This is a genomic window from Actibacterium lipolyticum (assembly GCF_900184935.1).
GTDB classification, from domain to species: Bacteria; Pseudomonadota; Alphaproteobacteria; order Rhodobacterales; family Rhodobacteraceae; genus Actibacterium_A; species Actibacterium_A lipolyticum.
Genome location: NZ_FXYE01000001.1, coordinates 1,045,858 through 1,062,622, shown reverse-complemented (window position 1 = coordinate 1,062,622; position 16,765 = coordinate 1,045,858). Strand labels below are relative to the sequence as shown.

The 16,765-nt window shown below is 57.2% G+C and carries 20 protein-coding genes and 3 tRNA genes; 17 read left to right on the top strand and 6 right to left on the bottom strand.

Annotated elements, in window-relative coordinates:
• The first annotated feature begins 47 nt into the window (after positions 1–47).
• The 4 genes from COL8621_RS05335 to COL8621_RS05320 all read left to right on the top strand — a co-directional run bounded on the left by COL8621_RS05335 (position 48) and on the right by COL8621_RS05320 (position 4,874).
• The gene (locus COL8621_RS05335) at positions 48–3,491 is read left to right on the top strand and encodes a pyruvate carboxylase (protein ID WP_093966244.1); all 3,444 of its coding nucleotides are present in this window, start codon (positions 48–50) and stop codon (positions 3,489–3,491) included.
• 122 nt (positions 3,492–3,613) lie between these two features.
• On the top strand, positions 3,614–4,000 hold the full coding sequence (locus COL8621_RS05330) for an MAPEG family protein (protein WP_093966243.1): 387 nt from the start codon (positions 3,614–3,616) through the stop codon (positions 3,998–4,000).
• 8 nt (positions 4,001–4,008) lie between these two features.
• Positions 4,009–4,722 carry a TerC family protein gene (locus COL8621_RS05325; RefSeq protein WP_093966242.1) on the top strand — a complete coding sequence of 238 codons (714 nt, stop codon included), beginning with the start codon at positions 4,009–4,011 and terminating at the stop codon, positions 4,720–4,722.
• 77 nt (positions 4,723–4,799) lie between these two features.
• A tRNA-Gly gene (locus COL8621_RS05320) sits at positions 4,800–4,874 on the top strand.
• Between the two features lie 129 nt (positions 4,875–5,003).
• Here the strand turns inward: COL8621_RS05320 and COL8621_RS05315 are convergent.
• A complete protein-coding gene (locus tag COL8621_RS05315) occupies positions 5,004–5,399 on the bottom strand; it encodes a RidA family protein (protein WP_093966241.1) in 396 nt (131 codons plus the stop codon).
• A gap of 88 nt (positions 5,400–5,487) precedes the next feature.
• Between COL8621_RS05315 and COL8621_RS05310 the strand changes: the two genes are divergently transcribed.
• The 6 genes from COL8621_RS05310 to hisH all read left to right on the top strand — a co-directional run bounded on the left by COL8621_RS05310 (position 5,488) and on the right by hisH (position 8,845).
• Positions 5,488–6,213, top strand: coding sequence for a helix-turn-helix transcriptional regulator (locus COL8621_RS05310; RefSeq protein ID WP_093966240.1), 726 nt, complete (start codon positions 5,488–5,490; stop codon positions 6,211–6,213).
• Between the two features lie 37 nt (positions 6,214–6,250).
• The gene (locus COL8621_RS05305) at positions 6,251–6,802 is read left to right on the top strand and encodes a hypothetical protein (RefSeq protein ID WP_093966239.1); all 552 of its coding nucleotides are present in this window, start codon (positions 6,251–6,253) and stop codon (positions 6,800–6,802) included.
• Positions 6,803–6,897: 95 nt separating this feature from the next.
• Positions 6,898–7,284 carry an ester cyclase gene (locus COL8621_RS05300; protein ID WP_093966238.1) on the top strand — a complete coding sequence of 129 codons (387 nt, stop codon included), beginning with the start codon at positions 6,898–6,900 and terminating at the stop codon, positions 7,282–7,284.
• Positions 7,285–7,411: 127 nt separating this feature from the next.
• A tRNA-Gly gene (locus tag COL8621_RS05295) sits at positions 7,412–7,486 on the top strand.
• Between the two features lie 127 nt (positions 7,487–7,613).
• Positions 7,614–8,201: an imidazoleglycerol-phosphate dehydratase HisB gene (gene hisB / locus COL8621_RS05290; protein ID WP_093966237.1), complete on the top strand. Its 588-nt coding sequence runs from the start codon at positions 7,614–7,616 to the stop codon at positions 8,199–8,201.
• Positions 8,202–8,206: 5 nt separating this feature from the next.
• Positions 8,207–8,845, top strand: coding sequence for an imidazole glycerol phosphate synthase subunit HisH (hisH, locus tag COL8621_RS05285; protein WP_093966236.1), 639 nt, complete (start codon positions 8,207–8,209; stop codon positions 8,843–8,845).
• Positions 8,846–8,896: 51 nt separating this feature from the next.
• On the opposite strand, the gene COL8621_RS05280 is transcribed toward hisH, so the two are convergent.
• Positions 8,897–9,280 carry a DUF2147 domain-containing protein gene (locus COL8621_RS05280; RefSeq protein ID WP_093966235.1) on the bottom strand — a complete coding sequence of 128 codons (384 nt, stop codon included), beginning with the start codon at positions 9,278–9,280 and terminating at the stop codon, positions 8,897–8,899.
• A gap of 136 nt (positions 9,281–9,416) precedes the next feature.
• Between COL8621_RS05280 and hisA the strand changes: the two genes are divergently transcribed.
• On the top strand, positions 9,417–10,139 hold the full coding sequence (gene hisA / locus COL8621_RS05275; RefSeq protein WP_093966234.1) for a 1-(5-phosphoribosyl)-5-[(5-phosphoribosylamino)methylideneamino]imidazole-4-carboxamide isomerase: 723 nt from the start codon (positions 9,417–9,419) through the stop codon (positions 10,137–10,139).
• Positions 10,140–10,203: 64 nt separating this feature from the next.
• Positions 10,204–10,650 (top strand): DUF2867 domain-containing protein, encoded by a 447-nt coding sequence (locus COL8621_RS05270; RefSeq protein ID WP_093966233.1) that lies wholly within the window; start codon positions 10,204–10,206, stop codon positions 10,648–10,650.
• Here the strand turns inward: COL8621_RS05270 and COL8621_RS05265 are convergent.
• Positions 10,647–11,090 (bottom strand): DUF302 domain-containing protein, encoded by a 444-nt coding sequence (locus tag COL8621_RS05265; RefSeq protein ID WP_093966232.1) that lies wholly within the window; start codon positions 11,088–11,090, stop codon positions 10,647–10,649. The two genes, COL8621_RS05270 and COL8621_RS05265, sit on opposite strands and share 4 nt — an antisense overlap.
• 99 nt (positions 11,091–11,189) lie before the next feature.
• On the opposite strand from COL8621_RS05265, the gene hisF reads away from it, so the two are divergent.
• Both hisF and COL8621_RS05255 read left to right on the top strand, forming a co-directional pair.
• On the top strand, positions 11,190–11,951 hold the full coding sequence (gene hisF, locus COL8621_RS05260; RefSeq protein WP_093966933.1) for an imidazole glycerol phosphate synthase subunit HisF: 762 nt from the start codon (positions 11,190–11,192) through the stop codon (positions 11,949–11,951).
• Positions 11,948–12,259: a phosphoribosyl-ATP diphosphatase gene (locus COL8621_RS05255; protein ID WP_093966231.1), complete on the top strand. Its 312-nt coding sequence runs from the start codon at positions 11,948–11,950 to the stop codon at positions 12,257–12,259. Before hisF ends, COL8621_RS05255 begins: the two co-directional genes overlap by 4 nt.
• A gap of 3 nt (positions 12,260–12,262) precedes the next feature.
• Here the strand turns inward: COL8621_RS05255 and COL8621_RS05250 are convergent, their stop codons facing one another.
• The 3 genes from COL8621_RS05250 to rlmB all read right to left on the bottom strand — a co-directional run bounded on the left by COL8621_RS05250 (position 12,263) and on the right by rlmB (position 13,999).
• On the bottom strand, positions 12,263–12,739 hold the full coding sequence (locus tag COL8621_RS05250; protein WP_093966230.1) for a CoA-binding protein: 477 nt from the start codon (positions 12,737–12,739) through the stop codon (positions 12,263–12,265).
• 180 nt (positions 12,740–12,919) lie between these two features.
• Entirely contained in the window at positions 12,920–13,210 is a 291-nt protein-coding gene (locus tag COL8621_RS05245; RefSeq protein ID WP_093966229.1) for a hypothetical protein, read from the bottom strand.
• A gap of 3 nt (positions 13,211–13,213) precedes the next feature.
• Positions 13,214–13,999, bottom strand: coding sequence for a 23S rRNA (guanosine(2251)-2'-O)-methyltransferase RlmB (rlmB, locus tag COL8621_RS05240; protein WP_093966932.1), 786 nt, complete (start codon positions 13,997–13,999; stop codon positions 13,214–13,216).
• Between the two features lie 111 nt (positions 14,000–14,110).
• On the opposite strand from rlmB, the gene COL8621_RS19090 reads away from it, so the two are divergent.
• The 3 genes from COL8621_RS19090 (at position 14,111) to COL8621_RS05230 (ending at position 16,748) form a co-directional block, all read left to right on the top strand.
• Positions 14,111–14,194 (top strand) — tRNA-Tyr (locus tag COL8621_RS19090).
• A 143-nt stretch (positions 14,195–14,337) separates the two neighbouring features.
• Positions 14,338–15,327, top strand: coding sequence for a GT-B fold glycosyltransferase domain-containing protein (locus COL8621_RS05235; protein WP_093966931.1), 990 nt, complete (start codon positions 14,338–14,340; stop codon positions 15,325–15,327).
• A 134-nt stretch (positions 15,328–15,461) separates the two neighbouring features.
• Positions 15,462–16,748 carry an O-acetylhomoserine aminocarboxypropyltransferase/cysteine synthase family protein gene (locus tag COL8621_RS05230; RefSeq protein WP_093966228.1) on the top strand — a complete coding sequence of 429 codons (1,287 nt, stop codon included), beginning with the start codon at positions 15,462–15,464 and terminating at the stop codon, positions 16,746–16,748.
• Positions 16,749–16,765: the final 17 nt, after the last annotated feature.

Here is a 16,765-nt window from a genome sequence, read left to right as displayed (position 1 = left end):
AGAAACTTCATACTAATTCGCTGCGCGTGCAAACAGGAGGGACTGCTATGCCCGATTTCAAGAAAATCCTCATCGCCAACCGAGGCGAAATCGCAATCCGCATTATGCGAGCAGCCAACGAGATGGGGAAACGGACCGTAGCGGTCTATGCCGAAGAGGATAAGCTTAGCCTTCACCGCTTCAAAGCCGACGAGGCGTACCGCATCGGCGAAGACATGGGCCCTGTTGCCGCCTATCTGTCGATCGAAGAAATCATTCGCGTCGCCAAGATGTCAGGCGCCGACGCTGTCCATCCCGGTTACGGCCTTCTTTCGGAAAACCCTGATTTCGTCGAAGCCTGCGAAGAAGCTGGCCTGACCTTTATCGGCCCCAAAGCTGAAACAATGCGCGCCCTTGGCGATAAGGCCAGCGCGCGCCGCGTCGCGATTGAAGCAGGCGTACCCGTTATTCCCGCGACCGAAGTCCTTGGCGATGACATGGATGTCGTCCGCGCCGAAGCTGAAAAGGTTGGTTACCCCCTGATGCTGAAAGCCAGCTGGGGTGGCGGTGGCCGCGGCATGCGCCCGATCGAAGGCCCGGACGAGTTGGAAGAAAAAGTGCGCGAAGGTCGCCGCGAAGCCGAAGCCGCATTTGGCAACGGCGAAGGCTATCTGGAAAAGATGATCCAACGCGCCCGCCACGTCGAAGTGCAAATTCTGGGCGATAGCCACGGCAACATCTATCACCTGTGGGAACGTGACTGTTCCGTTCAGCGCCGCAACCAGAAAGTGGTTGAGCGCGCCCCTGCCCCGTACCTGTCATCAGCCCAGCGCGAACGCTTGTGTAATCTGGGTAAAAAGATTTGCGAGCATGTGAATTACGAATGTGCGGGCACCGTCGAATTCCTGATGGATATGGAAACCGGCGAATTTTACTTCATTGAGGTGAACCCACGTGTGCAGGTTGAACACACCGTCACCGAAGAAGTCACCGGCATTGATATCGTTCGCGCGCAAATTCTGATCGCCGAAGGGAAGTCCTTGGTCGAAGCGACGGGTGTCGCAACCCAATATGATGTGGAACTTTCGGGCCACGCGCTGCAGTGCCGCGTCACGACCGAAGACCCGATGAACAACTTCATCCCCGACTATGGCCGGATCACAACTTATCGTTCTGCCACGGGTATGGGCATTCGTCTGGACGGTGGCACGGCGTATTCCGGCGCAGTTATCACGCGCTACTACGACAGCCTGCTGACCAAGGTCACAGCATGGGCCCCAACGCCAGAAGCCGCCATCGCGCGGATGGATCGCGCGCTGCGTGAATTCCGTATTCGCGGGGTTTCAACCAACATCGCTTTTGTTGAAAACCTGCTGAAACATCCGACGTTTCTGAACAACGAATACCACACCAAATTCATCGACCAGACGCCTGAATTGTTCCAGTTTGAGCGTCGCAAAGACCGTGCGACCAAGATTCTGACCTATGTCGCGGACATCACGGTCAATGGTCACCCGGAAACCGAAGGACGCGCCCTGCCCGCAGCGGAACTGAAGGCGCCGAAGCCTCCGGCATTGCGCACGGGTTCTCCGGTTCCCGGCACGCGCACCATCCTCGAGGAATTCGGCCCAGAAGCCGTTGCCGATTGGATGGCAGAGCAAAAGCAGCTTTTGCTGACCGACACCACGATGCGCGACGGGCACCAGTCTTTGCTGGCCACACGCATGCGGTCGCTTGATATGATCGCGGTGGCCCCTGCCTATGCCGCCAACTTGCCGGGCCTGTTCAGCGTTGAATGCTGGGGCGGTGCGACGTTCGATGTGGCCTATCGCTTCTTGCAGGAATGCCCATGGCAGCGTCTGCGCGACCTGCGCCGTGCGCTTCCGAACGTGATGACGCAGATGCTTTTGCGTGCGTCCAACGGGGTCGGCTATACCAACTACCCTGACAACGTGGTGCAGTCGTTTGTGAAACAAGCCGCTGAAACCGGCGTTGATGTCTTCCGCGTGTTTGACAGCCTGAACTGGGTTGAAAACATGCGCGTCGCGATGGATGCAGTGATCGAAAGTGGCAAAGTCTGCGAAGGCACCATTTGTTACACCGGCGATATTCTGGACCCGAACCGCGCCAAGTATGACCTGAAATACTATGTCGCGATGGGTAAAGAGCTTAAGGACGCTGGCGCGCATATTCTGGGCCTGAAAGACATGGCAGGCCTGCTGAAACCCGCCGCCGCTGGCCAACTGGTCCGCGCCTTGAAGGAAGAGGTTGGCCTGCCGATCCACTTCCACACGCACGATACATCGGGCATTGCGGCCGCGACGATCTTGGCGGCCTCTGAGGCTGGCGTTGATGCGGTTGATACAGCGATGGACGCATTCTCGGGCGGGACATCGCAGCCTTGCCTTGGCTCTATCGTCGAAGCATTGCGCAACACTGACCGCGACACCGGGCTGGATATCGGCGCGATCCGCGAAATCAGCACCTATTGGGAAGGCGTTCGCGCGCAATACGCAGCGTTCGAAAGCGGGCTGGAAGCCCCAGCATCCGAGGTTTACTTGCACGAAATGCCCGGCGGGCAGTTCACCAACCTGAAAGCGCAAGCACGCTCATTGGGGCTAGAGGATCGCTGGCACGAAGTGGCGCAGACCTATGCCGATGTGAACCAGATGTTTGGTGACATCGTAAAGGTAACGCCATCGTCCAAAGTGGTTGGCGACATGGCCCTGATGATGGTCAGTCAGGGCCTGACACGCGCGCAGGTCGAAGACCCTGAAAGCGATGTGTCCTTCCCAGACAGCGTGATCGACATGATGCGCGGCAACCTTGGCCAGCCTCCCGGTGGGTTCCCTGCTTCGATCCTTAAAAAGATCCTGAAGGATGAAAAACCGAACCTCGCCCGCCCCGGCAAGCACTTGAAGCCGGTTGATCTGGAAGCAACCCGGGCAGAGCTTTCGGCAAAGCTGGACGGTCAGGCCATCGATAACGAAGACCTGAACGGCTACTTGATGTACCCAAAGGTCTTTACGGATTACGCAACGCGCCATGAACAGTATGGCCCAGTGCGCACGTTGCCGACGCGCACGTTCTTCTATGGCATGGAGCCTGGGGAAGAGATTACCGCCGAAATCGACCCCGGCAAGACGCTGGAAATTCGGATGCAGGCGGTTGGTGAAACCAACGACGACGGCGAAGCCAAGGTGTTCTTTGAACTGAACGGCCAGCCTCGCGTTATCCGTGTGACCAACCGCAAAGCCAAGGCGACCGTTGCCAAACGTCCTAAGGCGGAACTTGGCAATCCAAGTCACATCGGCGCGCCGATGCCCGGTTCGGTTGCCAGTGTCGCTGTGACACCCGGCCAAAAGGTAAAAGAAGGCGACATGCTGCTGACCATCGAAGCGATGAAGATGGAAACCGGCATCCACGCAGAGCGCGACGCGGTGGTGAAAGCCGTTCACGTTACGCCCGGCGCACAGATCGACGCCAAAGACCTGTTGGTAGAGTTCGAATAGATAGCCCGCCCAAGGGCCAAACCTATGACGACACCGACAAGATGGGGGCCTTCGGGCCCCCGTTTTCCGACAGAATGCCCGTTATCCGGCGATCAGGAACATACCCTACCGGAGACTCGCACATGATTTCTGTCACACCGCTGTACGCGGGCCTTATCGGCCTGTTGTTTGTTTTCCTCAGCGCACGCGTGGTTGTGGTCCGGCGGGAAAAACAGGTTTCGATCGGGGATGGTGATCAGTCAGAGCTAAGCAAACGCATCCGCGTTCAAGGCAATTGCGCCGAATACGCGCCACTTGCGCTGATCCTGATGGGCATGGCCGAACTTCAGGGCGCGCCACATTGGGTCGTCCATTTGCTTGGGCTAATGCTGTTGGGGGGCCGGATCCTTCACCCAATCGGCCTTGGCGCGACGCCACAAAAGATGAACGCGCGTATTGTGGGTATGGTTTTGACCTTTTTGATGATTATCATTGCTGCGTTGGCCAACATCGGCCACGCCCTTTTCTGAGGTCAATTATGATTGAGCTTTTTTCGGATCCGGCTGTCTGGGCGTCTTTCCTGACCCTGACGGTGCTAGAAATCGTACTGGGCGTTGATAACGTCATCTTCATTTCCATCGCCGCACAGCGCCTTCCACACGAACAGCGCGCGCGCGCACGCTTTATCGGGCTGACCGGCGCGTTGGTACTGCGCGTTGCGTTGCTGTTTTCGATCGCTTGGATCGTTTCCCTGTCAGAACCTTTTTTCACCGTCGCCGGGTTCGACCTGTCGTGGCGCGACTTGATCCTGCTGGCCGGTGGCTTGTTCCTGATCTGGAAGGCCGCGACCGAGATTTTTGATGAGGTTGAGGGCGAGGAAGAGCATGGTTCAAGCATCGTGGCGGCCTCGTTCATGGCCGTTATCGCTCAGATCATGGTTCTGGACCTTGTGTTTTCACTGGACAGCGTCATCACCGCCGTCGGCATCGCGGATCATCTGGAAGTCATGGTCGCCGCCGTTGTCGTTGCCATTTTGGTAATGATGGTTGCCGCAGAACCAATTGCGAAATTCGTCGAGGATCACCCTTCGACCAAGATGCTTGCGTTGGCGTTTTTGGTGATGGTCGGCATGGCACTGGTTGCCGACGGGCTGCATCATCACATCGAACGTGGCTTCATCTATGCCGCGATGGTTTTCGCCGGCGCGGTTGAGGTGCTGAACCTGCTTCGCCAAAAGCGACGGGCAAGGTGACAGATTTCTGCACGAGGGGCGCATTTTTCACTTGCAGCCCCTCGGCTGAATTACTAGATGATGCCTCACCCAAGGATGCGGGCGTAGCTCAGGGGTAGAGCATAACCTTGCCAAGGTTAGGGTCGGGCGTTCGAATCGCCTCGCCCGCTCCAATTTCCTCCCTTTTGGGGGATGACGAAAAGCACACCTTCGGGTGTGCTTTTTTCGTTTCGGGAACAGCTTTGCGGCGATGCAGCCATCCAGCGCCCATCGCTGAATGGCTGTTTGCATCAGATGCCCAATCAGGCTGCTGCGGTGGCCTCGATTTCGAACAGCAAACCGGGGATGGCAAGCCGAGTAACGCCCAGCAATGTCATCGGTGGCGCGCATTGGATCGGACCAAAACGCATCCCCAGCAGATCGAAATTCTTCAACGCCTCATCCACATCGGTTGCGAAGACGCCCAGCCGAATGATGTTGCCTAGATCCATATTCGCGCCATGCAGCACAGCCTCTAGGTTATCCAAGGCCAAGCCGATCTGACCGCGCATGTCACCAAGGTGCTGAGGGTTGCCTTCGCCATCAACGGACGTTTGGCCAGCACAGATCAACTGTCGCGATGTACCGGTAACAATCTCGGCTTGGTTGTAACCAAGATTTAGGGACCAGTTCCAAGGGTTTACTGCGGTACGTTGCATCGTCGCTATCTCCTTCTTTCAAAAGCCTGAAAAACGGATAGAACGAAATGGTGCCAAACTTTGTCACCAAATGTGTTAGTCTGTAGAAATGAATATTCGCCTTCGCCATGATGCAATTGTGCGCAGCCTGCGCCGCAATGGAACGTCAACAATCGACGCGCTGGCCGCAGAGGTCGGCGCCTCGCGGCGCACGATCCTGCGCGACATCGGCGCATTGCGCGACGAAGGCTTCGTCATCCATTCCGAAAGCGGGCGCGGCGGCGGCGTGCAGCTTGACCCGCAGTCGGTACAAACCAAGGCGCGGCTGTCAGTGGCCGAGGTGTTTGCTCTTCTGATCAGCGTTGCCGCGATGCGTGCTGCGCAAAGCCTTCCGTTTTCCGATCTGGCGGATTCGGGGCTTGCGAAGATCGAAAAGGCCCTGCCGTCGGACAAAGTGCGTGATTTGCGCCGGTTCCTTGATTGTTTGCATATTGGTCGGCTGTCACCGCAACAGGACATATCGGATATAAAACCGATTGATCCCGCGTTGCTTCCTGCCTTCGAGACGGCGTTTCTTCAACGGTTTCACCTTCGGTTTGAATATCGCGATGCCAAAGGAGCAAAGACCAACCGCGAGGTGGAGCCGCAAGCCATGCTCATCCTTTCGCCATTGTGGTATTTGGTGGCATGGGACCCCGCGCGCGAAGATTTCCGCCACTTCCGGATGGACCGGATCAGCAAACCCGTCACCATCGAAGGCGCGCCGTTTCGGCAACGCCATGTCCCGTTCGAGAATGATGTTTGCCCTTTCAATGACTTACCATCAAGGAAGTGAGTAAATTGGGGTTCGGGCAACGCGCCAGAGGAAGTTCATGACGACCATTGAAGCATCACGTGGACGCGTCGCGGCGTATCACATCCCGAGCTTGTTATCGGGATGCGCATTTCCTGCCGTCTACTTTTTCGGAATTCGCCCGGCTGAGAATTTGCCAACGTGGGCCAACGGCGTCTTTCTGATCGCGGCAATCTTCGGCGCGGTTCTGTTTGCTTTGACCCTGTTTAAAATGCTGCGCGTGCTTTCAACCAAGGGGCGCTGGAGAGTTTCGATCAGCGAGGACAGGCTGATCTGGGAAACCGCAGTTCCGAACAAACAGTTCCCTCTGGACATCCCACTTAGCAACATAGCCGAGCTCGTCAGGCTTGAAACGATGACCAAAGGGACGGACGAAAGCACGACGGTCGAGACGACGTTTGAAATCCACCTCCACGACGGGGGGCATCAAACCATCACGCAAGAGACCGCAGGCATCAACCCGCATCGCGTTTTTGACGAATTGAAAGATCGCGGCATTCCCTACCGGCGTTATGAGCTTGACCAGCGAACTGACCCGCAGAACGACGTGCGCATAGTTCAGCGCGATTAAACCATTACCCGGGGATGCCCGTGCGCCAGTGCACTTGCGATTATTGCCTTACGCGGCTTTGTTAACCTATAGCGCTGAAGTACCGAGGTAATTTGATGACGCACGACGAAATTGCAGACCTCTATCGTGGATATATCGCCTGCCTGAATTCCCAAGATTGGGTGAACCTACATCGCTATGTGGCCGACGACGTCCAGCACAACGGAAAGTGCATCGGCCTGAGCGGGTACAAAAGCATGCTCGTTGAAGACTTCAAAGCGATCCCCGATCTTTCCTTCAACATCACACGTCTTGTTTGTGAGCCCCCAATGATCGCCAGCGGCCTGACGTTTGATTGCACGCCGATCGGAAACTTGTTTGGCCTACCCGTTAACGGAACGCGGGTTCAGTTCGAAGAGAATGTGTTTTACGAATTCAAAAATGGCAAAATTCAGGATGTCTGGTCCATAATCGACAAGGCAGCGATCGCTGCCCAAATCTAAGTTATCGTGGTCTGTTCCAAGCCCCCAACTGTCGAACACGGGCTGCCACCGCCCTCTCTGAAAATTTCCGCAACTTCCCCCTTGCAGCCCCGCGCGGCAGGATGTAAACCCCGCCTCACCCAAGGATGCGGGCGTAGCTCAGGGGTAGAGCATAACCTTGCCAAGGTTAGGGTCGGGCGTTCGAATCGCCTCGCCCGCTCCAATTTCCTCCCTTTTGGGGGATGACGAAAAGCACACCTTCGGGTGTGCTTTTTTCGTTTGCGCCCTGCGGGGCTTGGCGGCCCCTGCCCCCTCGCCTATAAGGCGCGAAGAATAGTCAGGAGTGGGCCATGCGCACGGCAACCATCACACGCAAGACAGCCGAAACCGAAATCAACGTCGAGATTAACCTCGACGGGACAGGTGTTTACGACAACCAGACCGGCGTTGGGTTCTTTGACCACATGCTGGATCAGCTTTCGCGCCACTCACTGATTGATATGACCATCCGCGCGACGGGTGATTACCATATCGATGATCACCACACGGTCGAAGATACCGGCATCGCCATTGGTCAGGCCTTGGTAAAGGCGTTGGGCGACAAAACGGGCATCCGCCGGTATGGTTCGTGCCTGTTGGCAATGGATGATGCACAGATACGCACCGCGCTGGACCTTTCGGCGCGCCCGTTTCTGATTTGGAACGTCGATTTCCCGACCGCCAAGATCGGCACATTCGACACCGAATTGGTGCGCGAATTCTTTCAGGCGCTGTCCACGCACGGCGGGATCACGTTGCACATTGATGCACTGCACGGTTTCAACAGCCACCACATCGCCGAAGCGGCGTTCAAATCGGTCGCCCGCGCGCTGCGTGAAGCGGTTGAGACTGACCCGCGCAAGGCCGATGCGATCCCTTCCACCAAAGGGGCCCTGTAACGCCGATGCTGACAGCCATTGTAGATTACGAGTCGGGCAACCTGCACTCGGCCCAGAAGGCGTTTGAACGTGTCGCGCAGGAAACCGGCGCGGGCGATGTCATCGTGACCTCTGACCCTGACACCGTTCGTGGGGCGGACCGTATCGTGCTGCCCGGCGACGGTGCGTTCCCTGCTTGCCGTAAAGAGCTGTTTGACCATCGCGGCCTGTTCGAAGCCATTGAAGACGCTGTCATCAAGGGCGGCAAACCCTTCTTGGGGATCTGCATAGGCATGCAAATGCTGGCCACCCGCGGGCTGGAATACGAAGACACCCCCGGTTTTGACTGGATCGGCGGCGAGGTTGTGAAAATCGCGCCCAGCGATCCGGCGATGAAGGTGCCGCATATGGGCTGGAACGATCTGGTGATCGACAACCCGCACCCGGTTTTGGATGGTGTGGCGACAGGCGATCACGCCTATTTCGTGCATTCGTACCACTTCCGGGTTGCTGACCCAGCGCAGCGATTGGCCCATGTTGATTATGCTGGCGATATCACCGCGATCATCGGGCGCGACAACCTGATCGGGATGCAGTTTCACCCCGAAAAAAGTCAGGCAAACGGGCTGCGCATGATCGGCAACTTCCTGAAATGGGCCCCCTAAAACGAAAAAGGCGACCCATGGGCCGCCTTTCATCAAAGTCTGGGTCGCGGCTTACTTAACGCGGCTCCACGTCTGTTTCTTACAGATCGGGCCAACGCAGCCGGAAACCTTCAAAGTATCGCCAGACAGCGACATTTTGGACTTATAGACCTTGCCGGTGGACGGCTGCCAAATCTTACCCGAGCCATAGCTGCCGCTTTTGCCCGGAACCATGTCCCAGACCAACTGCTTGCCGATATTGCCGGATTTGTATTCGCCGTCTGAATTGAACGTCCGTGAAATTGCGCCACAGATTGCGGCACCGCAGTTTTTCATGCTGACATAGGCGTAGGACCCATCATCAACCTGCGTTTTCCACGTGCCCAGTACTGGATCAGCCAGCGCGGGTGTGGCCAAGGCCATGCTCAGCGCGGCGATAAGACCGAGTTTTTTCATCATATCCTCCCTGTTGCTGACTTAGTCTGACGCAGCCCCTGCCGTTCAGGCAAGGGTAACGTAAGGTTCACACGCCGCGTTGCATTCCCCGCTGCACCGTGCATAAAGCGCCAAAACCAGACAGGAGTAGCCGCAAATGATCCTTTATCCCGCGATTGATCTGAAAGATGGGCAATGCGTGCGCCTTTACAAAGGCGAAATGGATCAGGCCACCGTGTTCAGCGACAATCCCGCCGCCCAAGCCAAGGCATTTCAGGATGCCGGTTGCGAATGGCTGCACCTTGTTGATCTGAACGGCGCCTTTGCAGGTGAACCGGTAAACGGCGGCGCGGTTGAGGCGATTTTGGCCGAAACCAACGTGCCCGCGCAGCTGGGCGGTGGCATCCGCGATATGGCTACGATTGAACGTTGGTTGGACAAGGGTCTGGCCCGCGTCATCCTTGGCACAGTCGCCGTTGAAAACCCCGATCTGGTGCGCGAGGCCGCCAAAGCGTTCCCCGGCAAGGTTGCCGTTGGTATCGACGCCCGCAATGGCCGCGTCGCAACAAAGGGCTGGGCCGAAGAAACTGATGTGATGGTCACCGACCTGGCCAAATCGTTTGAGGACGCAGGCGTTGCCGCGATCATTTATACCGACATCAACCGTGACGGCGCGATGCAGGGCCCGAATATTGAGGCAACGGCCGATCTGGCCCGTGCGGTTTCCATCCCAGTTATCGCCTCGGGCGGGGTATCTTCATTGGATGACCTGATCGCCCTGCGCGATTGCGGCGCATCCCTGAACGGCGCGATTTCGGGCCGGGCTTTGTACGATGGGGCAATTGATCTGGCCGGGGCGCTGAAGGCGCTTAAAGGTTAATTCGTCGCATCGCATTTGATACGGCCAAAGGGTTTGCTGATCTTTATTAGATCGGAGCATTCCCATGGCCGTATTAAAGTCAGAACACCCCCAAGACAGTGCCCTTTGGCCCAACGTCGCCCAAGGCGATTTCTTTGACAGCTATTCTTGCCCAACCACGCTTTCCGCACGCGACGCGGCCGAGGTTGCGATGCAGTTCCCTTGGTGGGCCAGCGCCCTGCTGAAGCTACGCAACGCTTTGATGGCCCCGTTCGGACTAAAGACCGAGGCAGAGGGGATAAAGGTCGGCGCCTTTCCAATTCTATCGGAAACCGAAGATGAACTTATCCTCGGCACCGATGACCGGCACCTGAACTTCCGCATCTCGGTGCTAAACAGCAATGGCCGCTGCCATCTTGGTACATGGGTGCATTGCCACAACTTGGGTGGCCGCGCCTATTTGGCGGCGGTTATGCCGTTCCACATATTGATCGTGCGCAGCTTGGTGGGCCGGATTGAACGCGCCGCTTAGCCGCCTGCGGCCTTAGCGGTAAGTTTGTCCAGTGCCCCTGCCATAACCGAAAGGTATGTGGCGTCATCGCTGATGTTCAGGTCATCCAGCATTTCGGCCGGTGCCTCATATGCCAGCCAGACACCGTCGGCGTCTTCATAGACCAGCACCTTAAGCGGCAGGAAAAGCCCCGCCAGCGGGTCGTCGATCATCGCCGGGGTGCCCAGTTTTGGATTGCCGAACACCAACAGCTCTGACGGCGGCAACTCCATATCCACAGACGCCGCACCGCCAGCGTGATCCACGCGCGCAAATACGGTTGCGCCGGCCCCCGTCACGGCGGCCTCTAACGCGTTCATCGTTTGTGTGACGTCGCCGGTGGCCTTTACGCGCACGATTTCGTCCGCGAACCCGGGCACGGCGCCAAGGGCGGTTAGAATGAAGAAAAGAAATGGCTTCATGGTGCATTCTCCGTATTGAAAATGGAACGTTGCCAATCCTCTGGCCACTGGGCGCGTTTGCCCATAAAACATCCCGTGATCAGCGAAGGACCGCGCAGAATGCTTAAAACACGGATCATCCCCTGCCTTGATGTGGCCGACGGGCGCGTCGTCAAAGGTGTGAATTTTGTCGATCTGATTGATGCAGGCGACCCGGTTGAGGCTGCGAAGGCCTATGACGCCGCTGGCGCGGACGAACTGTGTTTCCTTGATATTCACGCGACCCACGAAAACCGCGGCACGATGTTTGACCTTGTGCGCCGCACAGCCGAACAATGCTTTATGCCCCTGACTGTGGGTGGCGGTGTTCGCACAACGGATGATGTGCGCGCCTTGTTGCTGGCCGGTGCGGATAAGGTCAGCTTCAACTCTGCGGCGGTGGCCAACCCCGATGTGGTGCGCGAAGCCGCGCAAAAGTTCGGCAGCCAGTGCATCGTTGTTGCCATCGACGCGAAAACCGTTTCCCCTGGCAAGTGGGAAATTTTCACACACGGCGGTCGCAAACCCACCGGCATTGACGCGGTCGAATTTGCCAAGCTGGTGGCTGAAAAAGGTGCTGGTGAAATCCTGCTAACCTCGATGGATCGGGACGGCACGCGGGCCGGTTTTAACCTGCCTCTGACCCGTGCGATTTCCGACGCGGTCGATATTCCGGTCATCGCATCGGGTGGGGTTGGCACGCTGGATCACTTGGTCGAAGGCGTCACCAAGGGCGGCGCAAGCGCGGTACTTGCAGCCTCCATCTTTCACTTCGGTGACTTCACTATTGGCGAGGCCAAGAAACACATGGCCGACGCCGGTATCCCGATGAGGGTGTCATGAACGCACTAGAAAAACTGGCCCAAACGATAGAGTCCCGCAAAGGCGCCGACCCTGACAGTTCTTGGACGGCCAAGTTGCTGGCCAAAGGCCCTGAGAAATGCGCCGAAAAGTTCGGTGAAGAAGCGATTGAGGCGATCATCGAAGCCGCTAAAGGCGACACCGCCAAACTGACCAGCGAGGCGGCGGATGTGCTGTATCACCTGCTGGTCATGCTGGCTGCGCGCGATGTCAGCCTGGCGGATGTTATGGGCGAACTGGAACGGCGCGAAGGCACATCCGGCATCGCGGAAAAAGCAGCGCGGAAATAGCTCCTAAAGCTTGGATGAAATAACGCCGGTGGCAAAACCGCCCATGCGAAGTTCGCCAAACAGGCGCTGCATCTCGATCTTGGGGCAGCGGTTTTGCACCACGTCCACCCCAGCGTTTTGCGCCGCTTCGGCCGCGTCAGCGTTTTCTACGCCTATCTGCATCCAAACGGTTTTCAGCGCGGGAAGATGCGCGATTGCTTGTTCCACAATCGGCGACACGTGTTCTGAACGGCGAAAGATATCGACCATATCGACGGGAATATCCTTTGGGATGCTTTCCAGATCGGGGTAAATCATCTCTCCGAACAGTTCTTTCCCAGCGTGGCCGGGATTGACCGGGATGATGCGTTTGCCACGCAATTTCAGATACCGCGCAACGTAATAGCTGGGGCGCACCGGATTCGTTGAAACCCCAACCACGGCAATCACCTTTGCACGCGTCAGAATCGTTTTCAGAAACTCGTCGGAATAATCTGCCATGGCGCAGCCTAAGCACAAAAAAGCGCCCGGGCCAATTAGGCCGGGCGCCAGTCACGGAACGAGGGACAGTGAAGTGAAGCGCGACAGTTCCGGTGTCGCGCCTACTCATATTCAGATAGGTATAGAAACCTGAATGCCTAGGGGATGTAATATATCTGTGAACAACAGATGAACGTCGGCCTAGTCGAAAATGTCTTCGATGATGTCGAACACTTCGCTTAAAATCCGCCGTTTAAGGGGCTTTTTCTTCTTTTTGCGTTTTCTCGGTTCCGACGTGTGCTGCACACTGGCCGACCGAACCGGCGCTTTCACGTTTTTGTGAGTGCCCTCAGCCTCTTTCAATCGCTTCATCGCATGAAGCGGCGCGCCACATGCACTGCAACTAAGTTCGTGCCGCACGTCGCCCTTCAAGATCAGTGCGGCGCGCGTGCCGCAATAACAACAAGTGGCGATTCTAGGCGTGTTGGGCATTGGTTACTCTGCTGTGTAGTTACGTGCAGCATATAGGGACACCGCCGCCGCATTCGAGACGTTAAGTGAACCAAACTCCCCTGAAAACGGAATTTTCACCAAAGTATCGCATGTGTTGCGCGTGCGTTCCCGCAGGCCCGGCCCTTCAGCCCCCAACACCAATCCGACCGGCAAATCACGTGACGTTCCAACCGCGGCATCCAACGTCACCTCTGCCTCGCCATCAAGACCGAACAGGATATAGCCCATCTTGCGCAGCACCTCCATCGTGTCGGCAAGGTTCTTGACCCGCAGATAAGGCTGCCGTTCCAACGCGCCAGACGCGGTTTTGGCAAGGGCACCTGTTTCAGGCGCAGAATGACGGTGGGGCGCGATAACGGCACAGGCACCGAACACCTCGGCAGATCGCAGAATCGCGCCAACGTTATGCGGGTCGGTCACCCGGTCCAGCAAAACAACACGAGGCGATCCCTGCCCCGGTTCACACACATCTTCGACCTTGCCCCAATCCAACGGCTTTACTTCCAACGCGGCCCCTTGGTGCACCGAACCCGAATCCAGTGGCGCGGCGAACCGGCGCGGATCTGACATTTCGGGTTCCATCCCGCTTTGCGCAATCGCATCGGCCAGTTTATCGGCGGCGTTCTTCGTAACGATCAGCCGCAAACGCTCCCGTCTGGGGTTCATCAGCGCATCGCGCACCGCGTGAAGCCCGAACAGCCAAACCGTCTCGGCGGCAGCCGCGCGTTTGGCGCGTTCTTTGTCGATTACCCAGGTCGGTTTTTTCATGGCAACAAGCCCCTTCGATGCAGAGCGCGGAACATGCAGCGTCGGCAATCACTTCGCAAGAGATTTTCCTGTTGACGGCCCCTAAAGGTGGCTATATCCCCCCTCCTCGTTGGGCGACAGGCCGCAAGGTGTGGCAGGGGACTGTAACTCCCTCGCGGAGACGCACGCCTGGTTCGATTCCAGGGTCGCCCACCAACACCCCCTCAGTTAAAACACTGAATTGGTGCTTCACGCGAAGCAGGAACCGGGCGTTTGCCCGTCTTGCAGTCGGGGTTTTGACCGCGACCAATGATACCTATACTAAGCCACGAAACACCAAGGGCTTGGCCGCAATCAGCATGACGCGCAAAAAATTCAATATTCTGATCATCGGACAGAACGGTCGGCTGCAATACGAGGCGCTGATGTTCGCCGCGTCGCTGCGCCATTCGGACCCTGACTTTCAGGGCCGACTCATTATTGGTGAACCACGGCCCGGTGATCGTTGGGATAATAACCCGCGCATGGCCAACGCCGAAGTGCGTAACCTGCTTGAGTCGTTGGGCGCAGAAATCGTTCCGTTTGAGAACCACCATTTTGGGTCCTACTACCCCTACGGAAACAAAATCGAAGGGCTAAGCGCCCTGCCCGAAGGCGAGCCGTTTGTCTTTTTCGACACCGACACGCTGATCACTGGCAAGTTGTCAGAGGTCCCGTTTGATTTTGACCGTCCCTCAGCCTCCATGCGGCGCGAGGGGACTTGGCCACAGATTGAACTTTATGGCCCGGGCTACGGCGATATCTGGCGCTCGCTTTATGACAAGTTCGGGTTGGATTATGAATCGACCCTCGATCTGTCACAGCCTGACGAATACTGGCAGCGATACATGTACTTTAACGCTGGTTGGTTTTTTCACCGCTGTCCCCGCGAATTTGGCGAACGGTTCGTGCAATACGCCACCACCATCCGTGATGATGGCCCTGAACCAATGGTCTGCCAAAACCTTGACCCTTGGCTGGATCAGGTCGCCCTGCCACTGGTCATCAAATCCTTCGGCGGTGGCCGACCCGGGCCCGAGCTTGACGGGCTGGACGGCGATGTAAGTTGCCACTGGCGCGTCTTGCCCCTGCTTTACGCCCGCGAAAGCGACAAGGCCGTTGAGGTGTTGGAAGCCGTGACCGCCCCCAACAAGATCAAAAAGGTTCTAAAGCAATACGAACCGTTCAAGCGGCTGATCTATCAGGGCAAGGGTCACAAAGTGCGCGCCATGTTTGATCGCAACGATTTGCCGCGGCGCGAACAGATGATCAGAAATCAGATTCGCCGCGCCAATCTTTGGCTGCGCTAAGGTGCGCCCCAGCGCGGCACACAGATTGTATCAATGCCCCGCGCCTGAAAGGAAATCAGCCGTCGCTTGTCGTGATTGTGCAGGGTTAAGCAATCGCCTACGCTCCTCTCTAATGACTTTAGGGAGGAAATTTTATGTCCGACAATTTCGGCTTCGACACGCTGCAAATTCACGCTGGCGCACGCCCTGACCCGGCCACAGGTGCACGCCAAACACCGATTTACCAAACAACTGCTTACGTCTTTCGCGACGCGGATCACGCTGCCGCTTTGTTTAACCTGCAAGAGGTTGGATATATCTATTCCCGCCTGACCAACCCAACGGTTGCTGTTCTTCAGGAACGGATTGCAACGCTGGAAGGTGGGGTTGGTGCGGTCTGCTGTTCATCGGGGCACGCCGCCCAGATCATGGCGCTGTTCCCACTTATGGCACCGGGGTGCAATGTGGTTGCCTCGACCCGTCTTTACGGCGGCACGGTCACCCAGTTCAGCCAAACCATCAAACGCTTTGGCTGGTCCGCCACTTTCGTAGATTTCGACGATCTGGACGCAGTGCGCCGCGCCATCGACGAAAACACCCGCGCCGTCTTTTGCGAATCCATCGCGAACCCCGGCGGCTATATCACCGATCTGGATGCGATCTCGTCCATCTCGGACGAGGCAGGTGTACCACTGATCGTCGATAACACATCGGCCACGCCCTATCTGTGCCGCCCGATCGAACACGGCGCATCGTTGGTGGTTCATTCGACAACCAAATACCTGACCGGCAACGGCACTGTCACCGGCGGCGCTGTCGTGGATTCGGGCAAGTTTGACTGGTCCGCCCTTGGCAAATTCCCATCCCTCAGCGAACCCGAGCCTGCGTATCACGGCCTGAAGTTCCACGAAACGTTTGGGCCACTGGCGTTCACGTTTCACAGTATCGCAATTGGGCTGCGCGATCTGGGGATGACGATGAACCCACAAGCCGCCCACTACACGCTGATGGGGATCGAAACGCTAAGCCTGCGCATGGAGCGCCACGTTGAAAACGCCGTCAAGGTTGCCACGTGGTTGGAAAATGATCCGCGGGTTGATTTCGTGACCTATGCTGGCTTGCCGTCCAGCCCCTATCACAACCGGGTCGAAACCATTTGCCCCAAGGGCGCGGGTGGGCTGTTCACCTTTGCTGTAAAGGGCGGCTACGAAGCCTGCGTCAAGCTTGTCGATTCAGTCGAGATTTTCAGCCATGTTGCCAACCTTGGCGACACCCGGTCGCTTATCATCCATTCGGCATCGACCACGCACCGGCAGCTGTCGCCAGAACAGCAAGAGGCCGCAGGTGCCGCACCGAACATGGTACGTGTTTCCATCGGGATCGAAGATGCAGACGATTTGATCGCCGATCTAGATCAGGCCCTGTCAAAGACCGCAACCTAACCTTTGGGTCGCCGCAA